Annotated in this window: 13 protein-coding genes and 1 tRNA gene; 8 read left to right on the top strand and 6 right to left on the bottom strand. The window is 64.2% G+C overall.

The features are described from left to right. The first annotated feature begins 27 nt into the window (after positions 1-27). Both nudC and SB749_RS09855 read left to right on the top strand, forming a co-directional pair. Positions 28-1,005 carry an NAD(+) diphosphatase gene (gene nudC / locus SB749_RS09860; RefSeq protein ID WP_410710173.1) on the top strand — a complete coding sequence of 326 codons (978 nt, stop codon included), beginning with the start codon at positions 28-30 and terminating at the stop codon, positions 1,003-1,005. Further along, a complete protein-coding gene (locus tag SB749_RS09855) occupies positions 1,002-3,041 on the top strand; it encodes an ATP-dependent DNA helicase UvrD2 (protein WP_410710172.1) in 2,040 nt (679 codons plus the stop codon). Before nudC ends, SB749_RS09855 begins: the two co-directional genes overlap by 4 nt. Here the strand turns inward: SB749_RS09855 and SB749_RS09850 are convergent. After that, entirely contained in the window at positions 3,018-3,920 is a 903-nt protein-coding gene (locus tag SB749_RS09850; RefSeq protein ID WP_410710171.1) for a hypothetical protein, read from the bottom strand. The two genes, SB749_RS09855 and SB749_RS09850, sit on opposite strands and share 24 nt — an antisense overlap. A gap of 570 nt (positions 3,921-4,490) precedes the next feature. On the opposite strand from SB749_RS09850, the gene SB749_RS09845 reads away from it, so the two are divergent. Further along, positions 4,491-5,042 (top strand): M48 family metallopeptidase, encoded by a 552-nt coding sequence (locus tag SB749_RS09845; protein WP_410710170.1) that lies wholly within the window; start codon positions 4,491-4,493, stop codon positions 5,040-5,042. On the opposite strand, the gene SB749_RS09840 is transcribed toward SB749_RS09845, so the two are convergent. After that, positions 5,026-5,580 (bottom strand): NUDIX hydrolase, encoded by a 555-nt coding sequence (locus tag SB749_RS09840; RefSeq protein ID WP_410710169.1) that lies wholly within the window; start codon positions 5,578-5,580, stop codon positions 5,026-5,028. The genes SB749_RS09845 and SB749_RS09840 overlap by 17 nt on opposite strands. After that, the gene (locus SB749_RS09835) at positions 5,581-7,008 is read right to left on the bottom strand and encodes a zinc-dependent metalloprotease (protein WP_410710168.1); all 1,428 of its coding nucleotides are present in this window, start codon (positions 7,006-7,008) and stop codon (positions 5,581-5,583) included. It lies immediately after the preceding gene. A gap of 171 nt (positions 7,009-7,179) precedes the next feature. On the opposite strand from SB749_RS09835, the gene SB749_RS09830 reads away from it, so the two are divergent. The 4 genes from SB749_RS09830 (at position 7,180) to SB749_RS09815 (ending at position 12,630) form a co-directional block, all read left to right on the top strand. Further along, positions 7,180-8,319 (top strand): PDZ domain-containing protein, encoded by a 1,140-nt coding sequence (locus SB749_RS09830; protein ID WP_410710167.1) that lies wholly within the window; start codon positions 7,180-7,182, stop codon positions 8,317-8,319. Continuing rightward, positions 8,319-11,339 carry a UPF0182 family protein gene (locus SB749_RS09825; protein ID WP_410710166.1) on the top strand — a complete coding sequence of 1,007 codons (3,021 nt, stop codon included), beginning with the start codon at positions 8,319-8,321 and terminating at the stop codon, positions 11,337-11,339. The genes SB749_RS09830 and SB749_RS09825 overlap by 1 nt, the downstream gene beginning before the upstream one ends. A 162-nt stretch (positions 11,340-11,501) precedes the next feature. Beyond that, positions 11,502-12,011 carry a hypothetical protein gene (locus SB749_RS09820; RefSeq protein ID WP_410710165.1) on the top strand — a complete coding sequence of 170 codons (510 nt, stop codon included), beginning with the start codon at positions 11,502-11,504 and terminating at the stop codon, positions 12,009-12,011. Positions 12,012-12,027: 16 nt separating this feature from the next. Continuing rightward, entirely contained in the window at positions 12,028-12,630 is a 603-nt protein-coding gene (locus tag SB749_RS09815) for a hypothetical protein (RefSeq protein WP_410710164.1), read from the top strand. A 108-nt stretch (positions 12,631-12,738) separates the two neighbouring features. Here SB749_RS09815 and SB749_RS09810 read toward each other — a convergent pair. Further along, a tRNA-Met gene (locus tag SB749_RS09810) sits at positions 12,739-12,812 on the bottom strand. Between the two features lie 161 nt (positions 12,813-12,973). Between SB749_RS09810 and SB749_RS09805 the strand changes: the two genes are divergently transcribed. Beyond that, on the top strand, positions 12,974-13,522 hold the full coding sequence (locus SB749_RS09805) for a YceI family protein (protein ID WP_410710163.1): 549 nt from the start codon (positions 12,974-12,976) through the stop codon (positions 13,520-13,522). Between the two features lie 267 nt (positions 13,523-13,789). Here the strand turns inward: SB749_RS09805 and SB749_RS09800 are convergent, their stop codons facing one another. Beyond that, positions 13,790-15,055 carry an aminotransferase class I/II-fold pyridoxal phosphate-dependent enzyme gene (locus SB749_RS09800; protein WP_410710162.1) on the bottom strand — a complete coding sequence of 422 codons (1,266 nt, stop codon included), beginning with the start codon at positions 15,053-15,055 and terminating at the stop codon, positions 13,790-13,792. After that, positions 15,055-15,846 carry an inositol monophosphatase family protein gene (locus SB749_RS09795; RefSeq protein ID WP_410710161.1) on the bottom strand — a complete coding sequence of 264 codons (792 nt, stop codon included), beginning with the start codon at positions 15,844-15,846 and terminating at the stop codon, positions 15,055-15,057. The genes SB749_RS09800 and SB749_RS09795 overlap by 1 nt, the downstream gene beginning before the upstream one ends. Between the last annotated feature and the right edge of the window lies 1 nt (position 15,847).

Raw genomic sequence — 15,847 nt, 5'->3', positions numbered from 1 at the left:
TCAGGACGCTGAGATATCGTGGAGGGCATGAAGCCATTGCCTCCAGTGCAGCCGATCAGCCTCGCCCGACACGGAATCGATCGGGACCATCTGACTCGGGGCCACGACGGAGATCTCAGCGAGATCTGGGCCTCAGGGGCACTCGCTGTCTTCGAACATCGCGGATCGCTGCTCGTCGCCGGCGGGGGGCTCTTCCTGACCGTCCGCGAAGCGGTGCCGGAGGGCCAGACGGAGGTCTACCTCGGCCGAGACCCACAGGGCACCCGCTATATCGGAGTGTCCTTGGACGACGACGGTCGCAGCCACGTCGATTCCCGATTGGACGCCTCGCGCGCCCGGGACGCCACCGATCTGCTGACCGCTCCGGGAGAGGGGATCGACAGTTCCGAACCCGTCTGGCTGACCCTGCGTCATCTCGCCGAAGCCCTTGACGATGTGCAGGTATCCCTGGCCTGCGAGATCGTCGGTTTGGGAAACTGGCATCGTGCACACCGGTTCTCCCCGCGCACCGGCACACCGACCACTCCGATCATGGGCGGATGGGTCCGCCGCGATCCGGAGACCGGAAGCGAACACTTTCCCCGCACCGATCCGGCAGTCATCGTCGTCATCGTCAACACCGATGAGGACGGAGTCGAACGTGTCCTGTTGGGCAACAACGCCGCCTGGGAATCCGACCGGTATTCGCTCCTGGCCGGATTCGTCGAACCGGGTGAGACACTCGAACACGCGGTGATCCGCGAGATCTGGGAAGAAGCTCATCTCGAAGTCACCGAACCGCGGTATCTGGGCTCTCAGCCGTGGCCGTTTCCCTGTTCGCTCATGCTCGGCTTCTCGGCCGTCGCCCCCAGCCGCGACTTCGCCGCCGACGAGGCGGAGATCGCCTCGCTGCGCTGGTTCACCCGGGCGGAGCTGCGCGGTGCCATTGCGAACGGCGAGGTGCGCGCTCCATCGACGATCTCCATCGCCGGACAGCTCCTGTACAGCTGGTTGGACAACGCATGAACGCTTCGGCCACGGCCCTGCTCGAGGCCCTGGACGAGGAACAGCGCGCCGTCGCCACCCATTTCGACTCACCGGTGATCGTCCTCGCCGGCGCCGGCACCGGTAAGACCCGCGCCATGACGCACCGGATCGCCTTCGGAATCGCGTCCGAGGTGTTCCCTGCCAACCATGTCCTCGCGCTGACATTCACCGCCAAGGCGGCGGGGGAGATGCGCTCACGTCTGCGCGGACTCGGAGTCCCTGCGGTCCAGGCCCGCACGTTCCACTCCGCGGCGCTGCGCCAGCTGCGGTTCTTCTGGGACCGGTTCGCCGAAGGAGACTTTCCGCGGATCATCGAGAACAAGGCGGGCATCATCGGCTCGGTCATGCAGAGCCTCGGGTTGGAGACCAGTCGGGAACTGACCAGAGACGTCGCTTCGGAGATCGAGTTCGCGGCCTCGTCCCTGCTCGGCGTCGACGACTATGCGACGAAGGCCGCCGCCAGGGACCTCCCCGGACAGCTGAGCGTCGACGACATGGTGCGGATCTTCGAAGCCTACGGGGAGGCGAAGACACGAGGACGGCTGCTCGATTTCGATGATGTGCTCCTCGTACTCTCGGGAGTTCTCGCCGAGTATCCGGCGATCGCGGCCGAGATCCGCGAACAGTACAGGCATTTCGTCGTCGACGAGTTCCAAGACGTCTCGCCGCTCCAATACGATGTTCTCTCCCGGTGGCTGGGCCCCCGTGACAATCTCTGCGTCGTCGGTGATCCCGCTCAGACCATCTACACCTTCGCGGGAGCCGATGCGAGCCTGCTCGGTTCGCTCAGCACGTCGATGCCCGAGGCCAGAACGATCCGCCTGGTGCGCAACTACCGTTCGTCCCAGGCCATCGTGTCCACGGCGAACAATCTGCTGCGACACACCTCTCGGACCGCGCTGACCCTGCGGACCGACAACCCCATGGGCCGGCAGCCGCGCATGGTGGAGTATCCGACCGACGAGGCCGAGGCCACCGGGGTCGTCCAGGCCATCTCGGCAGAGATCCAGGCCGGACGTCGTCCGCGCAACATCGCAGTCCTCTTCCGCACGAACGGACAGAGTCCCTCCTACGAACAGGCGCTGGCCGCAGCCGGGATTCCCTATGTGCTGCGCGGCGGAGAGCGCTTCTTCGCACGCAAAGAGGTCAAAGAGGCCGTTCTCATGCTCAAAGCCGCACGCGCGACCTCGAGCGGACAGCGTCTGCCCGAAGCCGTGACTGAGGTTCTCGGTTCTCTCGGCTTCACTCGCGAGCCGCCCGCCGCCGGAGCAGGCAGACAGCGTTGGGAATCGCTCAAAGCCCTCGTCGACCTCGCCGAGGAGCACCAGCACGGTCAGGAGCTCCCCGTGCCGATGGAGGTCTTCCTCAGCGACCTGTCGGATCGTGCCGAGCACCAGTTCGCCCCGGACATCGAAGGAGTCACTCTGGCGTCCTTCCACGCGGCGAAGGGCCTCGAATGGGACAGCGTGCACCTGGTGGGTCTCAGCGAAGGTCTGCTGCCCATCAGCTACGCCCAGACGCCCCGAGCCATCGCCGAGGAACGCCGCCTGTTCTATGTGGCGCTGACGCGTGCAGGCACAGACCTGCGGATGAGCTGGTCGCTGGCGCGGTTCGACTCCAAACAGAAACCGCGGAGGTCGTCACGCTTCCTCGCAGAGCTCGGTCAGTCCGGGCCGACGATAGGAGATGGCCGCACAGCGTCGAACTCCGCGTCACTCAACCGCTGCCGTGGCTGCGGGAGGCCATTGGTCTCGCACATCGACCGCGCAGTCGGACGATGTTCGGACTGTCCCGCCGACATCGATCTCGAGCTGCTGGACCGTCTGCGCCGCTGGCGGGTGCGCACCGGGATGGAGCAGGGACTGCCGCCTTACCTCGTGCTCACGGACACCTCGCTGTCTGTCATCGCGGAGGTCCGTCCCCGCACCCTCGACGAACTTGCTCGGGTCCCCGGCATCGGTGCGACGAAGCTCGAACTCTACGGAACTCACCTACTGGGTCTGCTCGGCGACTGACCCGAAATCCGGGACCGGCGTGCGACACTGGCAGCGATCGTGGAACGTCATTCCACTATCCGTGACCTCGCCGGCATCCAAAGTGACCACGCGTCGCATCGGTGGTGTTTCGGGGCGCAGCAGCGCCTGACGAAGCATCTGAACAACATGCGCCGAGCCGAGGATGCGTGCGGCGGGATCACACAGGCTCTCACGCTCCGGCAGGGCACGCAGACGCGGATGCTGATCGAGCCAACCGGCATCGCTGTCCTTCCGGTGCAGGCAGGAACACACAGAGCACGGTGTCGAACCGGGCCGGATGAGTCCCGTGATCTCCACAGACTGCTCACCGAGGACGACCTGACAGTGATCGACTTCGCGATCACTGAGCCACATGGCGGAATTGAGATCCGGAACCAGGTGAGAACTCGTGACCACTACCGGTGAAGCCATGAGATCGAGCTCCTCGACACGGCGAGCCGCGGCGACGGCGAATCCGAGAGCCGCCAGCTGCCCTTCGACATGGGAGCGCAAAGGACCCGTGACCAGTACAGGCCGGGACCCGAGGACCTGAGAGACCCGATCCGGCGACAGATTGAATGTGCGCGCCGAGGCGAAGACCGGGGACCCTTTCGGCACGGTGCCGCCGTCCGTATCGGCCGGAACGAGGACACCCGCCTCCCCGAGGAGGGTGATGAGGGAACTCGCCCTGCTGAGGTCGACCCCGAGTTCCTGAGCGCGTGCATAGAACTGAGCCGAGCCGATGCCGAGACGGAGATCTTCGATGAGACTCGCGTCACCGGGCAGCAGCCCGTCGATGAGCACGGGATCATCTGCGCCGAACTGGATGCACGAGGACGAACGCCATGTGATGGGAACACTCGGAAAGATTCTGAACATCTCGGGCCCCTTCGCCTCGCCATCCTGGAGACTTCCACAGTAGTGAACGAGAGACGGAATGGCCACGTCGGGAGAGAAGTTGTGGACAACCCTGTGGAAAAACGGCTGAGGACAGGCCGGGAACGCGTCCCGACATGCCCTCAGCCGCATAGTGCCCCAGGCGCTCGCGAGGACTCGTGCGGCTTCCCCTTCCGCACGCATCCTCGGGTTTTCCGGGGTCAAGCATAGAACTTATTCCGCAAAAGCCTCCGCGTCAATGCACCGTCATGCACAGACACGTCAACAGCCTGTGGATAACCTGTGGGAATCGCCGTGGAGTCTGTGGAGGAAAGGCGCCTTGAGTGTCAATATGACTGTTGATAAACACGCTCCCGGGTCGGATCAGCTCCCGTTCTGCGGGGACTGCGATCACCGAGGCGGCTGTGGACGGGGGATTTGACCCCAACTTTTCGGCAGACTCAGGAAACTCACAAACTCCGAAGGCTGTTCGTCTTCAGAACCGCTGCAGAGACGCCGCCACGGTGCCAGTGGCACTGTCACCGTGTCAGTGCGGTTTCCTATGATGGTCCGGTGAGCAGAGCACAGCGGTGGAGTGAAGAAGAGGTGCTGCGGGCGATCGCCCGGGGTGAGATCGAAGTGCGCCGATCGGCACGGCGGAAGAAGACCGTCGCCGTCTCGAAAGAGGTCGAGACCTACGTGCTGCGCACTCCTGAGCGCTACAGCGTGGAGCGCAACATCCGTTCGCTGACGGATCTGTTCAACCGCCTCTCCGCCCGTGATCATTCGTCGGATGCCGACCTCGCCGAGCTGGCGGATGAGATGAGCCGTCGTTTCTTCGGCGGCAGGCTGCGACCGACGTCGATCCGCTGGGTGACGAATCAGAATGTCAGCAGATGGGCGTCAACGACGACGTCGACGGGTGACATCCGCGTCTCCCATCGCCTGCAGGCCGTGCCGCGCTGGGTGCTGGAGACGGTCGTCGTCCATGAACTCGTCCATCTCCAGATCGGTCCCCACTCGAAGGAATTCCATGCATTGGCCGATCGCCATCCGCGACAGACCGACGCAAAGATCTATCTCGAAGGATTCAGTGACGGGGAGCGTTTCAGGCGTGGGAGTTGAGCGCTGACACAGCGGAGCGGAAGAGGCCCGGCAGCCGGTCCGGCAGGTCGGGCATGAGGTCAGCGGGCAGTCGGTCCAGAGCGAACCAGGCGACGTCGAAGGACTCCTCCGACACATTCGGCGAATCGTCGGTCGAAGCCTGGGCTGCGAAAACGACGTCGAAGTGTCGGGTGCAGGTCCCGAACGCGGCCGAGAGGTCATGCACATGCACGTCGATGGGATCGGCAGTGACTCGCGCGAGCGGGCGCAGACCGCTTTCCTCTTCGGCCTCTCGGCGAGCGGCATCGTGCAGCGAGGTGTCGACAGATTCGAGGTGCCCTCCGAACTGACCCCACAGCCCGGCCTTCCGGTGGTGGTTGAGCAAAACCGCCTCGGTGACCGGATCGATGACCAGACAGCTGGCTGTGAGGTGGTGCTCACCGCCGGAGCGGTGCAGGGCATCGGCACCCTGCCGGTCGAAGAGCGCCGCGAAAGACGCGGAGAATGAGTTCCGCGGTCCGCGTTCGACTTCCTGCCGGGCAGTATCGAGATCAATCATTCAGCGATCGTCGGAGCTGTCGTCGTCGGGGCTGCTGTCATCGGTCGGCGCAGAGTCGTTGTGATCCGTCTCTTCGGACTCCGCTTTCGCATCGCTGCCGCCGGCTCCCTCGAGTCCCTCGGCGAGGATGCGGGACAGGGCCTCATCGATGCTCGATTCGTTGGTCCATTCGGCCTGACGTCGCTCGGAATAGCCCAGCGGGTCGTCCAGATCCTGCGTGGTCGGCAGCAGGTCCGGATGAGAGAACACGCGATCACGGGCTTCGGCGCCGCCCTGCGTCTCGAGGTACGCGAAGAGCGCGGCGGCATCGCGGAGGCGACGGGGGTTGAACTCGAGGCCCACAAGGGTTGAGAAGGTCTTCTCCGCCGGTCCCGCGGTTGCCCGCCGACGGCGCAGCGCTTCGCGGACCTGATCGCGACCGGGCAGATGCTTGCAGGCCTCATAGACGACGACGTCCACCCACCCGGCGATGACGGCGAGGAGATTCTCCAAAGACGTCAGCGCCTTCTTCTGGTCGTCGGTCGTCGGCGGGTTGAACAGCCCCTGGCGGATGTTGTCGCTGAGGTCGGAGATGTTGGAAGGATCGATGTTCGACGCCATGTCCTCGATCTGCGAGGTGTCGACCTCCAGCCCCTGCGCATAACGGGTCAGAGCGGTCTCGACCTGAGCGCTCAGCCACGGGGCGCGTTCGAACAGTGCGAGGTGGGCGAGCTCCTGAGCCGCGAGGTAGATGCGGACCTCGGAGACGTCGACGTCGATTTCGGAAGCGAACGTCTCGACGTTCTTCTCGATGACCACGGCTGTGTCATGGGGCAGCAGCGGCAGTCCCACCTCGGTGCCGGTGAGGACGCTTTCGGACAGCGCGCCGACGGCCTGTCCGATCTGCATGGCGAACATCGAATCGCTCATCGATCCGAACATCGACGATGCACCCGCGAGGATGCCCTTCATCTCGGTCGGGACCTGGGACTCGAGCGTGTCCGTCAGGGCCGAGGACATGTTCTCCTTGATAGGCAGCACGAACTTCTGCCAGCCGGGCATCGTCTCCTTGACCCAGTCGGCTCGACGCAGCGGACGGGCGGATCGGTTGGCGACGGAGAAGTCGGTGGCCTCGGCGAGCCAGAGCTCGGCCAGACGGAACGCATCGGTCGTCGCCCGCTCGGCGTCCTCGGATACAGAGGGGTCGGGAGTCGGAACGGCCTTCTGAGCGATCGACACTGCCTGGGCCTGCGAATCGGCACCCTGCCCGAAGAGCCCCTGCATCTGACTCATAATCGTGGACATCATCGCCGGATCGATCGAGAAGCCCTGCGGCATGCCCGAACTGTTCTTGTCATCTCCCTGACCGGATCCGGGACCATTGGCACCGAAGAGCATTCCGAAGATCTGCTCGAACGGATTCTGCTCGTTGTTGTTGTCATCGGTCATTGTTCTACAGCCCCCAAGAATCGGTTTGACATCAACGTTAACGGTTCCGAATGTGCGAAGCTTCCCAATTCCGAGAGGTTTCGCAGGATGTTCGCACCGGGCGAAAGGAGTCTGTGAAACGGACGCTGAGGTTTCAACTAGACTGGTGGGGCGGTGCAGCGAAAGGATTACATGACAGAGAACGCCCCTCGGGCCGTGCCGGCGTCACCGGCATCGACACGCGGCACCAAACGACGACGGACTCCACGTCTGGCCACAACCTCGGGCGTCCTCACCTACGTCTTCATCGCGCTGGCCGTGCTTCTGCCGGTTCCGTACATGCTTCAGCTGCCGGGACCGGTTTTCAACACCCTCGGCGAATACCAGGGCGACCCCATGATCAGCGTCTCCGGAGCCAAGACCTATCCGACCGCAGGACGCATCGACATGCTCACCGTCGCCGTCAGCGGCGGACCCGGCCGTGACATCTTCGCCTCTCAGGCACTCGGCGCACTCATCAACGGCGAACAGACCGTCGTCCCCACAGAGGCGTACTACCCGCTGGACACCACTCGCGAGGACGTGACCGAATCGAATGCGGTCGAGATGTCCTCGAGCCAGGATGTCGCCATCGCCGCCGCTATGGGCCAGATGGACAAGTCGTATTCCGTGCATCTGTCGGTCGATGACGTCGTCGCCGATGCTCCGGCACAGGGCAAACTGCGCAAGGGAGACCGACTCATGTCGGTCAACGGCAAGAAGCTCGATTCCGATCCCGAGGCCGCGCAGGTCATGAGCAGCACCGTGCAGGAGTCGGACTCCGTCGAGCTCGGCATCGAACGCGACGGTAAATCGAAGACGATCACCCTGACTCCCGCGAAGGTCGACGACCGCAAGGCGATCGGCATCACGATGAAGCAGGACTTCGAGTTCCCCGTCGACGTGAAGTTCAACGTCGACGGCGTCGGCGGTCCCTCAGCGGGGACGATGTTCGCGCTGGCCATCATCGATGAGCTCACTCCCGGTGCGATGACAGGCGGCAAGCATGTGGCGGGCACGGGGGAGATCACCCCTGACGGAACGGTCGGCCCGATCGGCGGTGCTCGCCAGAAGGTGGCCGCCGCCACCGAGAAGGGAGCGACGCTGTTCCTCTCGCCCGCCGATAACTGCGCGGAGGTCATGGCCGCCGCAGACCAATCCAAGATCACGGTGGCGCGCATCGACACGCTCGATGACGCGCAGAACACCGTGGAGCAGTACGCCGCCGGCAACACTTCGGATCTGCCGAAATGTCCCGCCGACGGTGCCGACAACAATGAGAAAGGGCAGTAGTGAGCACCTCGTCCTCACCCACCTCCGCACGCATGCCGGCGAATCGGCCAAGACGTTCGCCGCTGCTGCTCACCCTCGTGTCTGTGGCGATCCTGCTGATCGCCTTCATCGCCTTCACCCAGGTCTACACCGAGGTGCTGTGGTTCCGCCAGATCGACGCAGCGAACGTCTTCCGGACCATGTGGCTCACCCGCGGGCTGACATTCCTCGGCGGCTTCATCCTCATGGCCGTCCCGGTCTGGCTGAGCCTTCATCTGGCCTACCGCCATCGTCCGGTCTACGCGCCGACGACCCCGCGACAGGAGAACCTCGACCGCTATCGTGAGGCCATCGAGCCTCTGCGGCGGGTCGCGACGATCGCGATTCCCGCGGTCATGGGTGTCCTCGCCGGCATCACCGCCTCGGCGCACTGGAACACGATCCTCGAATGGATCAACTCGACGTCCTTCGGCTCGAAGGACCCTCAGTTCGGTCTCGACAAATCGTTCTTCGTCTTCGTCCTGCCCGGTCTGCGCCTCATCGGCAATCAGCTGGGTATGGCGCTGCTCTTGGCGCTCATCGCCGCCCTCGTCGCCCATTACCTCTTCGGCGGAATCCGTCCGGGGGAGCAGAAGGGCGTCATCCTGACGAAGGCCGCCCAGTGGCAGCTGGGCATCACCGTGGCGGTTCTCGTCATCGTTCAGGCCGGTCGGCTGTGGCTCTCCCGCTACGACCGGATGACCGCTGCCGGCGGGATCGTCCCCGGCGTCACCTACGTCGACGATCATGCCGCGCTGCCGGCCATGGCGATCGTCGCCATCGCCGCCGTCCTGGTCGCACTGCTGTTCGTCTATACCGCGTGGAAGGGCAATTGGCGGATCTCGATCATCGCCACGCTCACCCTCATCGTGCTCGGCGGAGTTTCGATCATCGCGTACCCGGCCCTGCTCCAGCAGTTCCAGGTCAATCCGTCGCAGCAGAGCAAGGAATCCGATTACATCCAGCACAACATCGATGCCACACGCGATGCGTTCGACTTCGATGACATCGAGGTGACTCCCTACTCGCCGAGCACCACCGGCAAGAAGGGTGACCTGCGCAAGGACGCAGAGACCGCGGCGTCGATCCGTCTGCTGGATCCGAACCTCGTTTCGGATACCTTCCGGCAGCTGCAGCAGGTGCGACCGTATTATTCGTTCCCGCAGAAGCTCGACGTCGACCGCTACAACATCGACGGGGACATGCGCGACACCGTCATCTCGGTGCGCGAACTCGCCCCGAGCTCGGTGAACAACCAGAGCTGGTTCAACCGGGCGATCGTCTACACTCACGGATTCGGTGTGGTCGCAGCCAACGGCAACCAGCGCAACCCGGACGGCGAACCGCTGTTCATGGAGTCGGATATTCCGCCGAAGGGCGAGTTCCCCGAATACGAGCCGCGTGTGTACTTCGGAGAGTCATCTCCGGACTATTCGATCGTCGGCGCCCCGAAGGGTGCGACTCCGCGTGAGCTCGACTACCCCTCCGATGAGAAAAGCGGCTCCGGTCAGGTCAACAGCACGTTCTCCGGTGACGGCGGACCGTCGGTGGGCAATGTGTTCAATCGTCTTGCCTACGCCCTGAAGTTCCAGGACGAGCAGATCCTTCTCTCGGACGCGCTCAACGAGGAGTCCCAGATCCTCTACGATCGTCACCCGCGTGAGCGTGTGGAGAAGCTCGCTCCCTTCCTCAAGGTCGACGGCGATCCGTACCCGGCAGTCGTGGACGGGAAGATCAAGTGGATCCTCGACGGCTACACCACCGCCGAGGACTACCCGTATTCGACACCTCAGCCGCTCCAGCAGGCCACTGAGGATTCGACCACGGCGTCGGCTCCGAACTCGGTGGCGACTCTGCCGGACGATGAAGTCAACTACATCAGGAACTCGGTGAAGATCACTGTCGATGCCTACGACGGTTCCGTCGACATGTACCAGTGGGACAAGGACGATCCGGTCCTGAAGACCTGGATGAAGGTGTTCCCCGGACTGATCAAGTCGTCCTCGGAGATGTCCGGTGATCTGATGAGCCACGTCCGGTACCCGGAAGACATGTTCAAGGTCCAGCGCGACCTGCTCACGAAGTACCATGTCACCTCCGCCAGTGAGTTCTACTCCGGTCAGGACTTCTGGACTCTGCCGACCGATCCGACGACGAAGGCGAGCAGCGGGCTGACGCAGCCGCCGTTCTACATGACCCTGCAGATGCCGGGCCAGCAGTCGCCGTCGTTCTCGCTGACGAGCTCGTATATCCCGGCTCGATCGTCCGAGGGGCAGTCGCGAAACAACCTCACCGGGTTCCTCTCCGCCGATGCCGATGCCGGCAACAAGAAGGGCGAGACAGCCGAGGGCTACGGCAAGCTGCGCCTGTTGCAGCTTCCGCGCAACACCACTGTGCCCGGACCTGGTCAGGCTCAGAACAACTTCAACACCGCGCCCGATGTGCAACGCAGTCTGAACCTGCTGCGTCAGGGTGAGTCCGAAGTCGAGAATGGCAATCTGCTGACTCTGCCGATCGGCGGGGGTCTGCTCTACGTCCAGCCGGTCTATGTCCGCTCCGCCGGTGAGACCTCCTATCCGCTGCTGCAGCACGTGCTCGTGGCGTTCGGTGAGGACATCGGGTTCGCTCCGACCCTCGACGAGGCGCTCGACCAGGTGTTCGGCGGAGATTCCGGAGCCTCGGCCGGTGACGCCGGAACCGAGGACAGCGGAGATGGCGAGTCGGGATCGACCTCCGGCGGAGAGGACGCGGATTCGAAGTCCGGCTCGCCGGACAAGGCTCTCAACGACGCTCTCCAAGAGGCGAAGAAGGCCATGGAGGACTCCGATGCCGCGCTGAAGGACGGCGATTTCGCGGAGTACGGAAAGGCCCAGGACCGCCTGAAGAAGGCGCTTGAGGATGCCGTCGCGGCTGACCCGTCGCTGGCAGAGGACGCGGCGGGCCAGGATTCGTCCGCGCCCGCCTCGGAGCCGGCTGACGAAGGCGGCGACTCGGGCAACTGAGTCCACGCCGATCGGTCACATCCCGATCGCCGAGTCCGGACAGAGCGCCCTCGCGATGATTCGCGAGGGCGCTCTGCTGTGCTCGTCGAACCCACACATGGGGGAGACCGCTCACCGTCTGAGGGGAATCGTGTTCGATGCCGGACCTGACACGCTCAGGTCATGGACAGTGATTCACGCACCAGGCATATCCTCCTCACCCTCGCAACGGCCGTTTCGGCACTCACAGCGGTTCTCGCTGCCGTCTGGCTGAGCGATCCGTCAGCGTCTCCGTTCGGTCGGGGACCGGAGGACCCGTTGCTGATCGGCCTGCTCGGCCCGACACCAGGCACGATTCTCCTCTTCGTGGCAGCAGGTCTTTCCGCTCTGTGCGGCGTGGGTCTGCTGATGTCGGGGCGGTGGTCGGCCGTCAGGGCGCTGCGATCGCCTGCGGGCACCGGCCCGATCGAATCGGTGACGCTCTCGCTGGGTGCGTTCTCGGCCCTCGGCCTCGGCGTGGGGTACGGAAGCATGGCGACGTTGTCGACGGTCGGCTACCTCGTCGCGGCTGTTCTGCCGATCGCTGCGATCCTGATCGTGGCTCGAACGGTGTGGACGCATCGGTCATTGCGGTGGCCCGTGGGGGGTGCCGTTCGCGATCGTCGTCGTCCTGGTTCTCCTCCTCGGGCATGAGTTGATCACGTCAGTGGTGGATCGTCTCGGCGCCGGCGCTCTTCGATACGCCCCGACTCTGCTCTCAAGCCTGCTGTTCCTGATCGTCGGTGGACTCTGGCTGTGGATTGCAGTGATCGCCTGCCGGAGCGTGGGGCCTGCTCTTCGGGTGGATGTCTGGATCACTCGCCATCGCAGACTCTTCACCGTCATTGCGGCACTTGCGTGTTTGCCCTACGCCCTCGCGCGGCTGACCTGGCTCAGTCCGTGGCCGATCCTGGGAGGCGAGGCTGCCGCCGATCCTGCGACTCGTCTACAGGGCCTGCTGATCTCCAGCGGCGGTTGGTTGGGATTCGTCCTCACTCTCGGACTCATTCGGCCGTGGGGCGAGACGTTTCCCCGTTGGGTGCCTCGTCTGGCCGGACGTCCGGTTCCTGTGGCGGCCGCGGCGGTCCCCGGGATCAGCGTGGCCGCAATGCTCTCCTTCGCCGCAGCGCCGCTCATCATCCACGGAGCGACGGAAGGGATCGACGAACTGCTCATCGTCGCCGTCGCATTTCCGTGCTGGCTCTGGGGTCCGTCTCTGGCGCTGGCGGTATGGGGCTACGTTGGGCATCGGCGTAGAGCTGCCTACGCCTAACGGCCATCCACCGATCACCGCCACCATCAAATCACTCCGTGCCGCGAAGATGGTGTGAATGAGAAGAACCCCCAGTCAGAGAACTGACTGGGGGTTCTGCCGCTATCGTGGCGGGGGAGGGATTTGAACCCCCGACCTCCGGGTTATGAGCCCGGCGAGCTACCGAACTGCTCCACCCCGCGGCGTGTTCTTAACTTTACACGAGGGGTCACCTGGCGGCCAAACCGAATACAGGTGACCTCCGCCACATGGTTACTTGCCGTTCATCTGCAGGGGTTGCATGTGGTTGAAAGTTGAACTATAGTGAATCTTGTACTTCAAATTTCAACCAAAAGGAGAAATCATGACTGCTCTGCCTCAGGGACTCACCGCCGGAACCTGGAACATCGACCCCATCCACTCGGAGTTCACCTTCACCGCTCGCCACGCGGGCGTCTCGAAGGTCCGCGGCCACTTCGAAGAGATCGCCGGCAACGTGAACGTCGGTGAGACCCTCGAAGACAGCGCCGTATCCGCCGAGGCCTCAGCGAACTCGATCAACACCCGCAACGAGCAGCGCGACGGTCACCTCAAGAGCGGCGACTTCTTCCTCGCCGAGGAACACCCGAAGCTGAGCTTCAAATCGACCGCGATCAAGGCCGACGGCGCCGACGAGTTCGAGACCGTCGGTGAGCTGACGATGCGCGGCGTGACCAAGGAAGTCGCCTTCGCCACCGAATTCGCCGGAGTCGCCACCGACCCGAACGGCAACCAGGTCGCCGGCCTCTCGGCCACCGCCACGGTCAACCGCAAGGACTTCGGAATGTCCTTCGAAGCCGTCCTCGGCGGAGGAGAGCTTCTCGTCTCCGACAAGATCAAGATCGAACTCGAACTCGAGCTCGTCAAGGCCTGACATGTCCTGAACTGAGCTGAGCTGCTGATCGGCGCGTGCGCCGAGACGGAGCCAGATTCAACGGTCAGCGTCGCTGTCCGATGCAGAAGGGGCGAACCGCCCATGCGGTTCGCCCCTTCTGGCGTCTTTCGGCGCGACGCCTCCTGTCCCTCGGCGCGGCGCCTCCTGTCCCTCGGCGCGGCGCCTCCTGTCCCTCAGCGCGGCGACTCCTGTGCCTTCCCGCGTATCAGTAACGCATTCGGCTTCGAGCACGAAAGCGGGGGATACTCAGAGCCTCCGACGCAGCGCGTCCGGGTGCTCCCGAAGATGGCCTCCGAGTGCGATGAACAGCTGTGCGCCCCTGTCGACATCGGCAACGGACTTGCAGAACGAATAGCGGATCGAAGACCTATAGGCCTCGTACGCCGGACTGCCAGGCCGGCACAGGGCCGGTACGGGAATCCCGACCAAGGAGAATTCTCTGGCCAGCAGCTCATTGAGCTCGAAGGCATCGAGATCCGTCAGTGCAGAGAAGTCCACCACTGTGAAATAGCCGGCGCGCGGAGTGGACACCTCGGCACCCGGGACCGAGCGACAGGCGGGAACGAGAACCTCGGCGCGTGCCCGCAGCGAACCTCGGTTCTCGGCGACGAACTGTGAATCGCCATCGAGCATCTCGGCCATTCCGATCTGCATCGGACCGCCGGCCGTGAACGACATAAACTGCTTGACGGTCTGAATGGCCTGGCGAACCTCGGGGGAGGCGACGACCCAGCCGATCTTCCATCCCGTCGTATTCCATGATTTGCCCGCCGAGGAGACCGTGACGACGCGTGCAGAATCCTCGATGGCGACGGCGGGAGGCACATGCCCCAGATCCGTGAGGACGAGCTGCTCGTAGACCTCATCGGAGAGCACCCAGGCATCGACCTCCTCGGCGGCTCGTCCGATCCGGCCGAGATCAGCGGCAGAGAAGATGAACCCGGTGGGATTGTGCGGAGTGTTGACGAGGATGACCTCCGGATCGACCTCGGCGATCACTCGGTCGAAAACCTCCCAGTCCGGGGCGAAATCGCCGTGGCCATCGGGCAGGATCGGCACTGTGTGCAGAGTTCCGCCGGCGGCAGCGATCGCCGCCGGATAGGAGTCGTAGAACGGTTCGAAGGCGACGAGGGAGCCGCCGCGCGGCAGCAGAGCGAGGATCGCGGCGGTCAGGCCCTCGGTGGCGCCCGCAGTGTAGAGCACCTCGTTCGGATCGACGTGCTGTCCGAAGTCGCGTCCGCGTTGAGCGGCCACGGCATCGAGCAGCTGCGGGTAACCCTGACCGGGGGCGTATTGATTGAAACCGGCCCGCATCGCCACTTCCGTCGCGGCGATCAGCTCGTCCGGAGGCTCCGTGCCCGGAGCACCCTGTCCGAGGTTGACGGCTCCGACCTCGGCGGCGAACTTCGTCATCTGCCCGTAGATCGTCTCACCGATCGACCCATCCGGATTCGTCAGCCCCGCGGATTCGGCCATCTCATGCCACAGCGGGGCTCTCATGATGTCCGGCATCAGGAGACCTCCGCGGGAGCGACCCGACCCAGCCGATCGAGTGCGGCTTCATGGAGGCGAGAATTGCTGGCCAGCGCATTGCCGCCGAAGGGCCCCGGAAGTCCGGCCGTGTTCGTGAAGGAGCCTCCCGCTTCGAGGACGATGGGTACGAGCGCGCCCATATCGTAGAGCGCGAGCTCGGGTTCGCAGGCGAGGTCGACAGCACCCTCGGCCAGCAGCATATAGGAGTAGAAGTCGCCGTATCCGCGAGTGCGCCACAGCGAATCGCAGAGATCGAGGAACTCATCGAGGATGCCGAGTTCCTTCCAACCCGACAGCGAGGAATACGACAGGGACGCATCGGCGAGAGAGTCGACCGATGACACACCGATGCGTTCGGCCGGGGACCCGAGTTCGGTCGCGTAGGCGCCCTGCCCTGCTTCCGCCCACCACCGGCGCCCGAGTGCGGGAGCGGAGACGACTCCCAGCAGCGGCTGGTCACCGTCGTAGAGCGAGATCAGCGTCGCCCACACGGGCACTCCGCGCACGAAGTTCTTCGTTCCGTCGATGGGATCGATGATCCACCGTCGCGATGACTGCCCGTGTGCACCGAATTCCTCACCGAGCACGCTGTCATCGGATCGAACCTCTGTGAGTCGATCCATGATCGCCCTCTCCACCGCACGGTCGCATTCGGTGACCGGGGTGAGGTCGGGTTTGGTTTCGACGGCGAAGTCCTGTGCCCGGAAGCGCGGGTGGCTGATGGCATCGGCGAGATCGGCGAGTTCGATCGCCAGGTCGAGGTCGTTCATG

The sequence above is a fragment of the Brevibacterium sp. SIMBA_078 genome (assembly GCF_046534565.1).
In the GTDB taxonomy this organism is placed as follows: Bacteria; Actinomycetota; Actinomycetes; order Actinomycetales; family Brevibacteriaceae; genus Brevibacterium.
The sequence above is the reverse complement of the archived record's forward strand: the minus strand, read 5'-3'. Positions and strand labels throughout refer to the sequence as shown.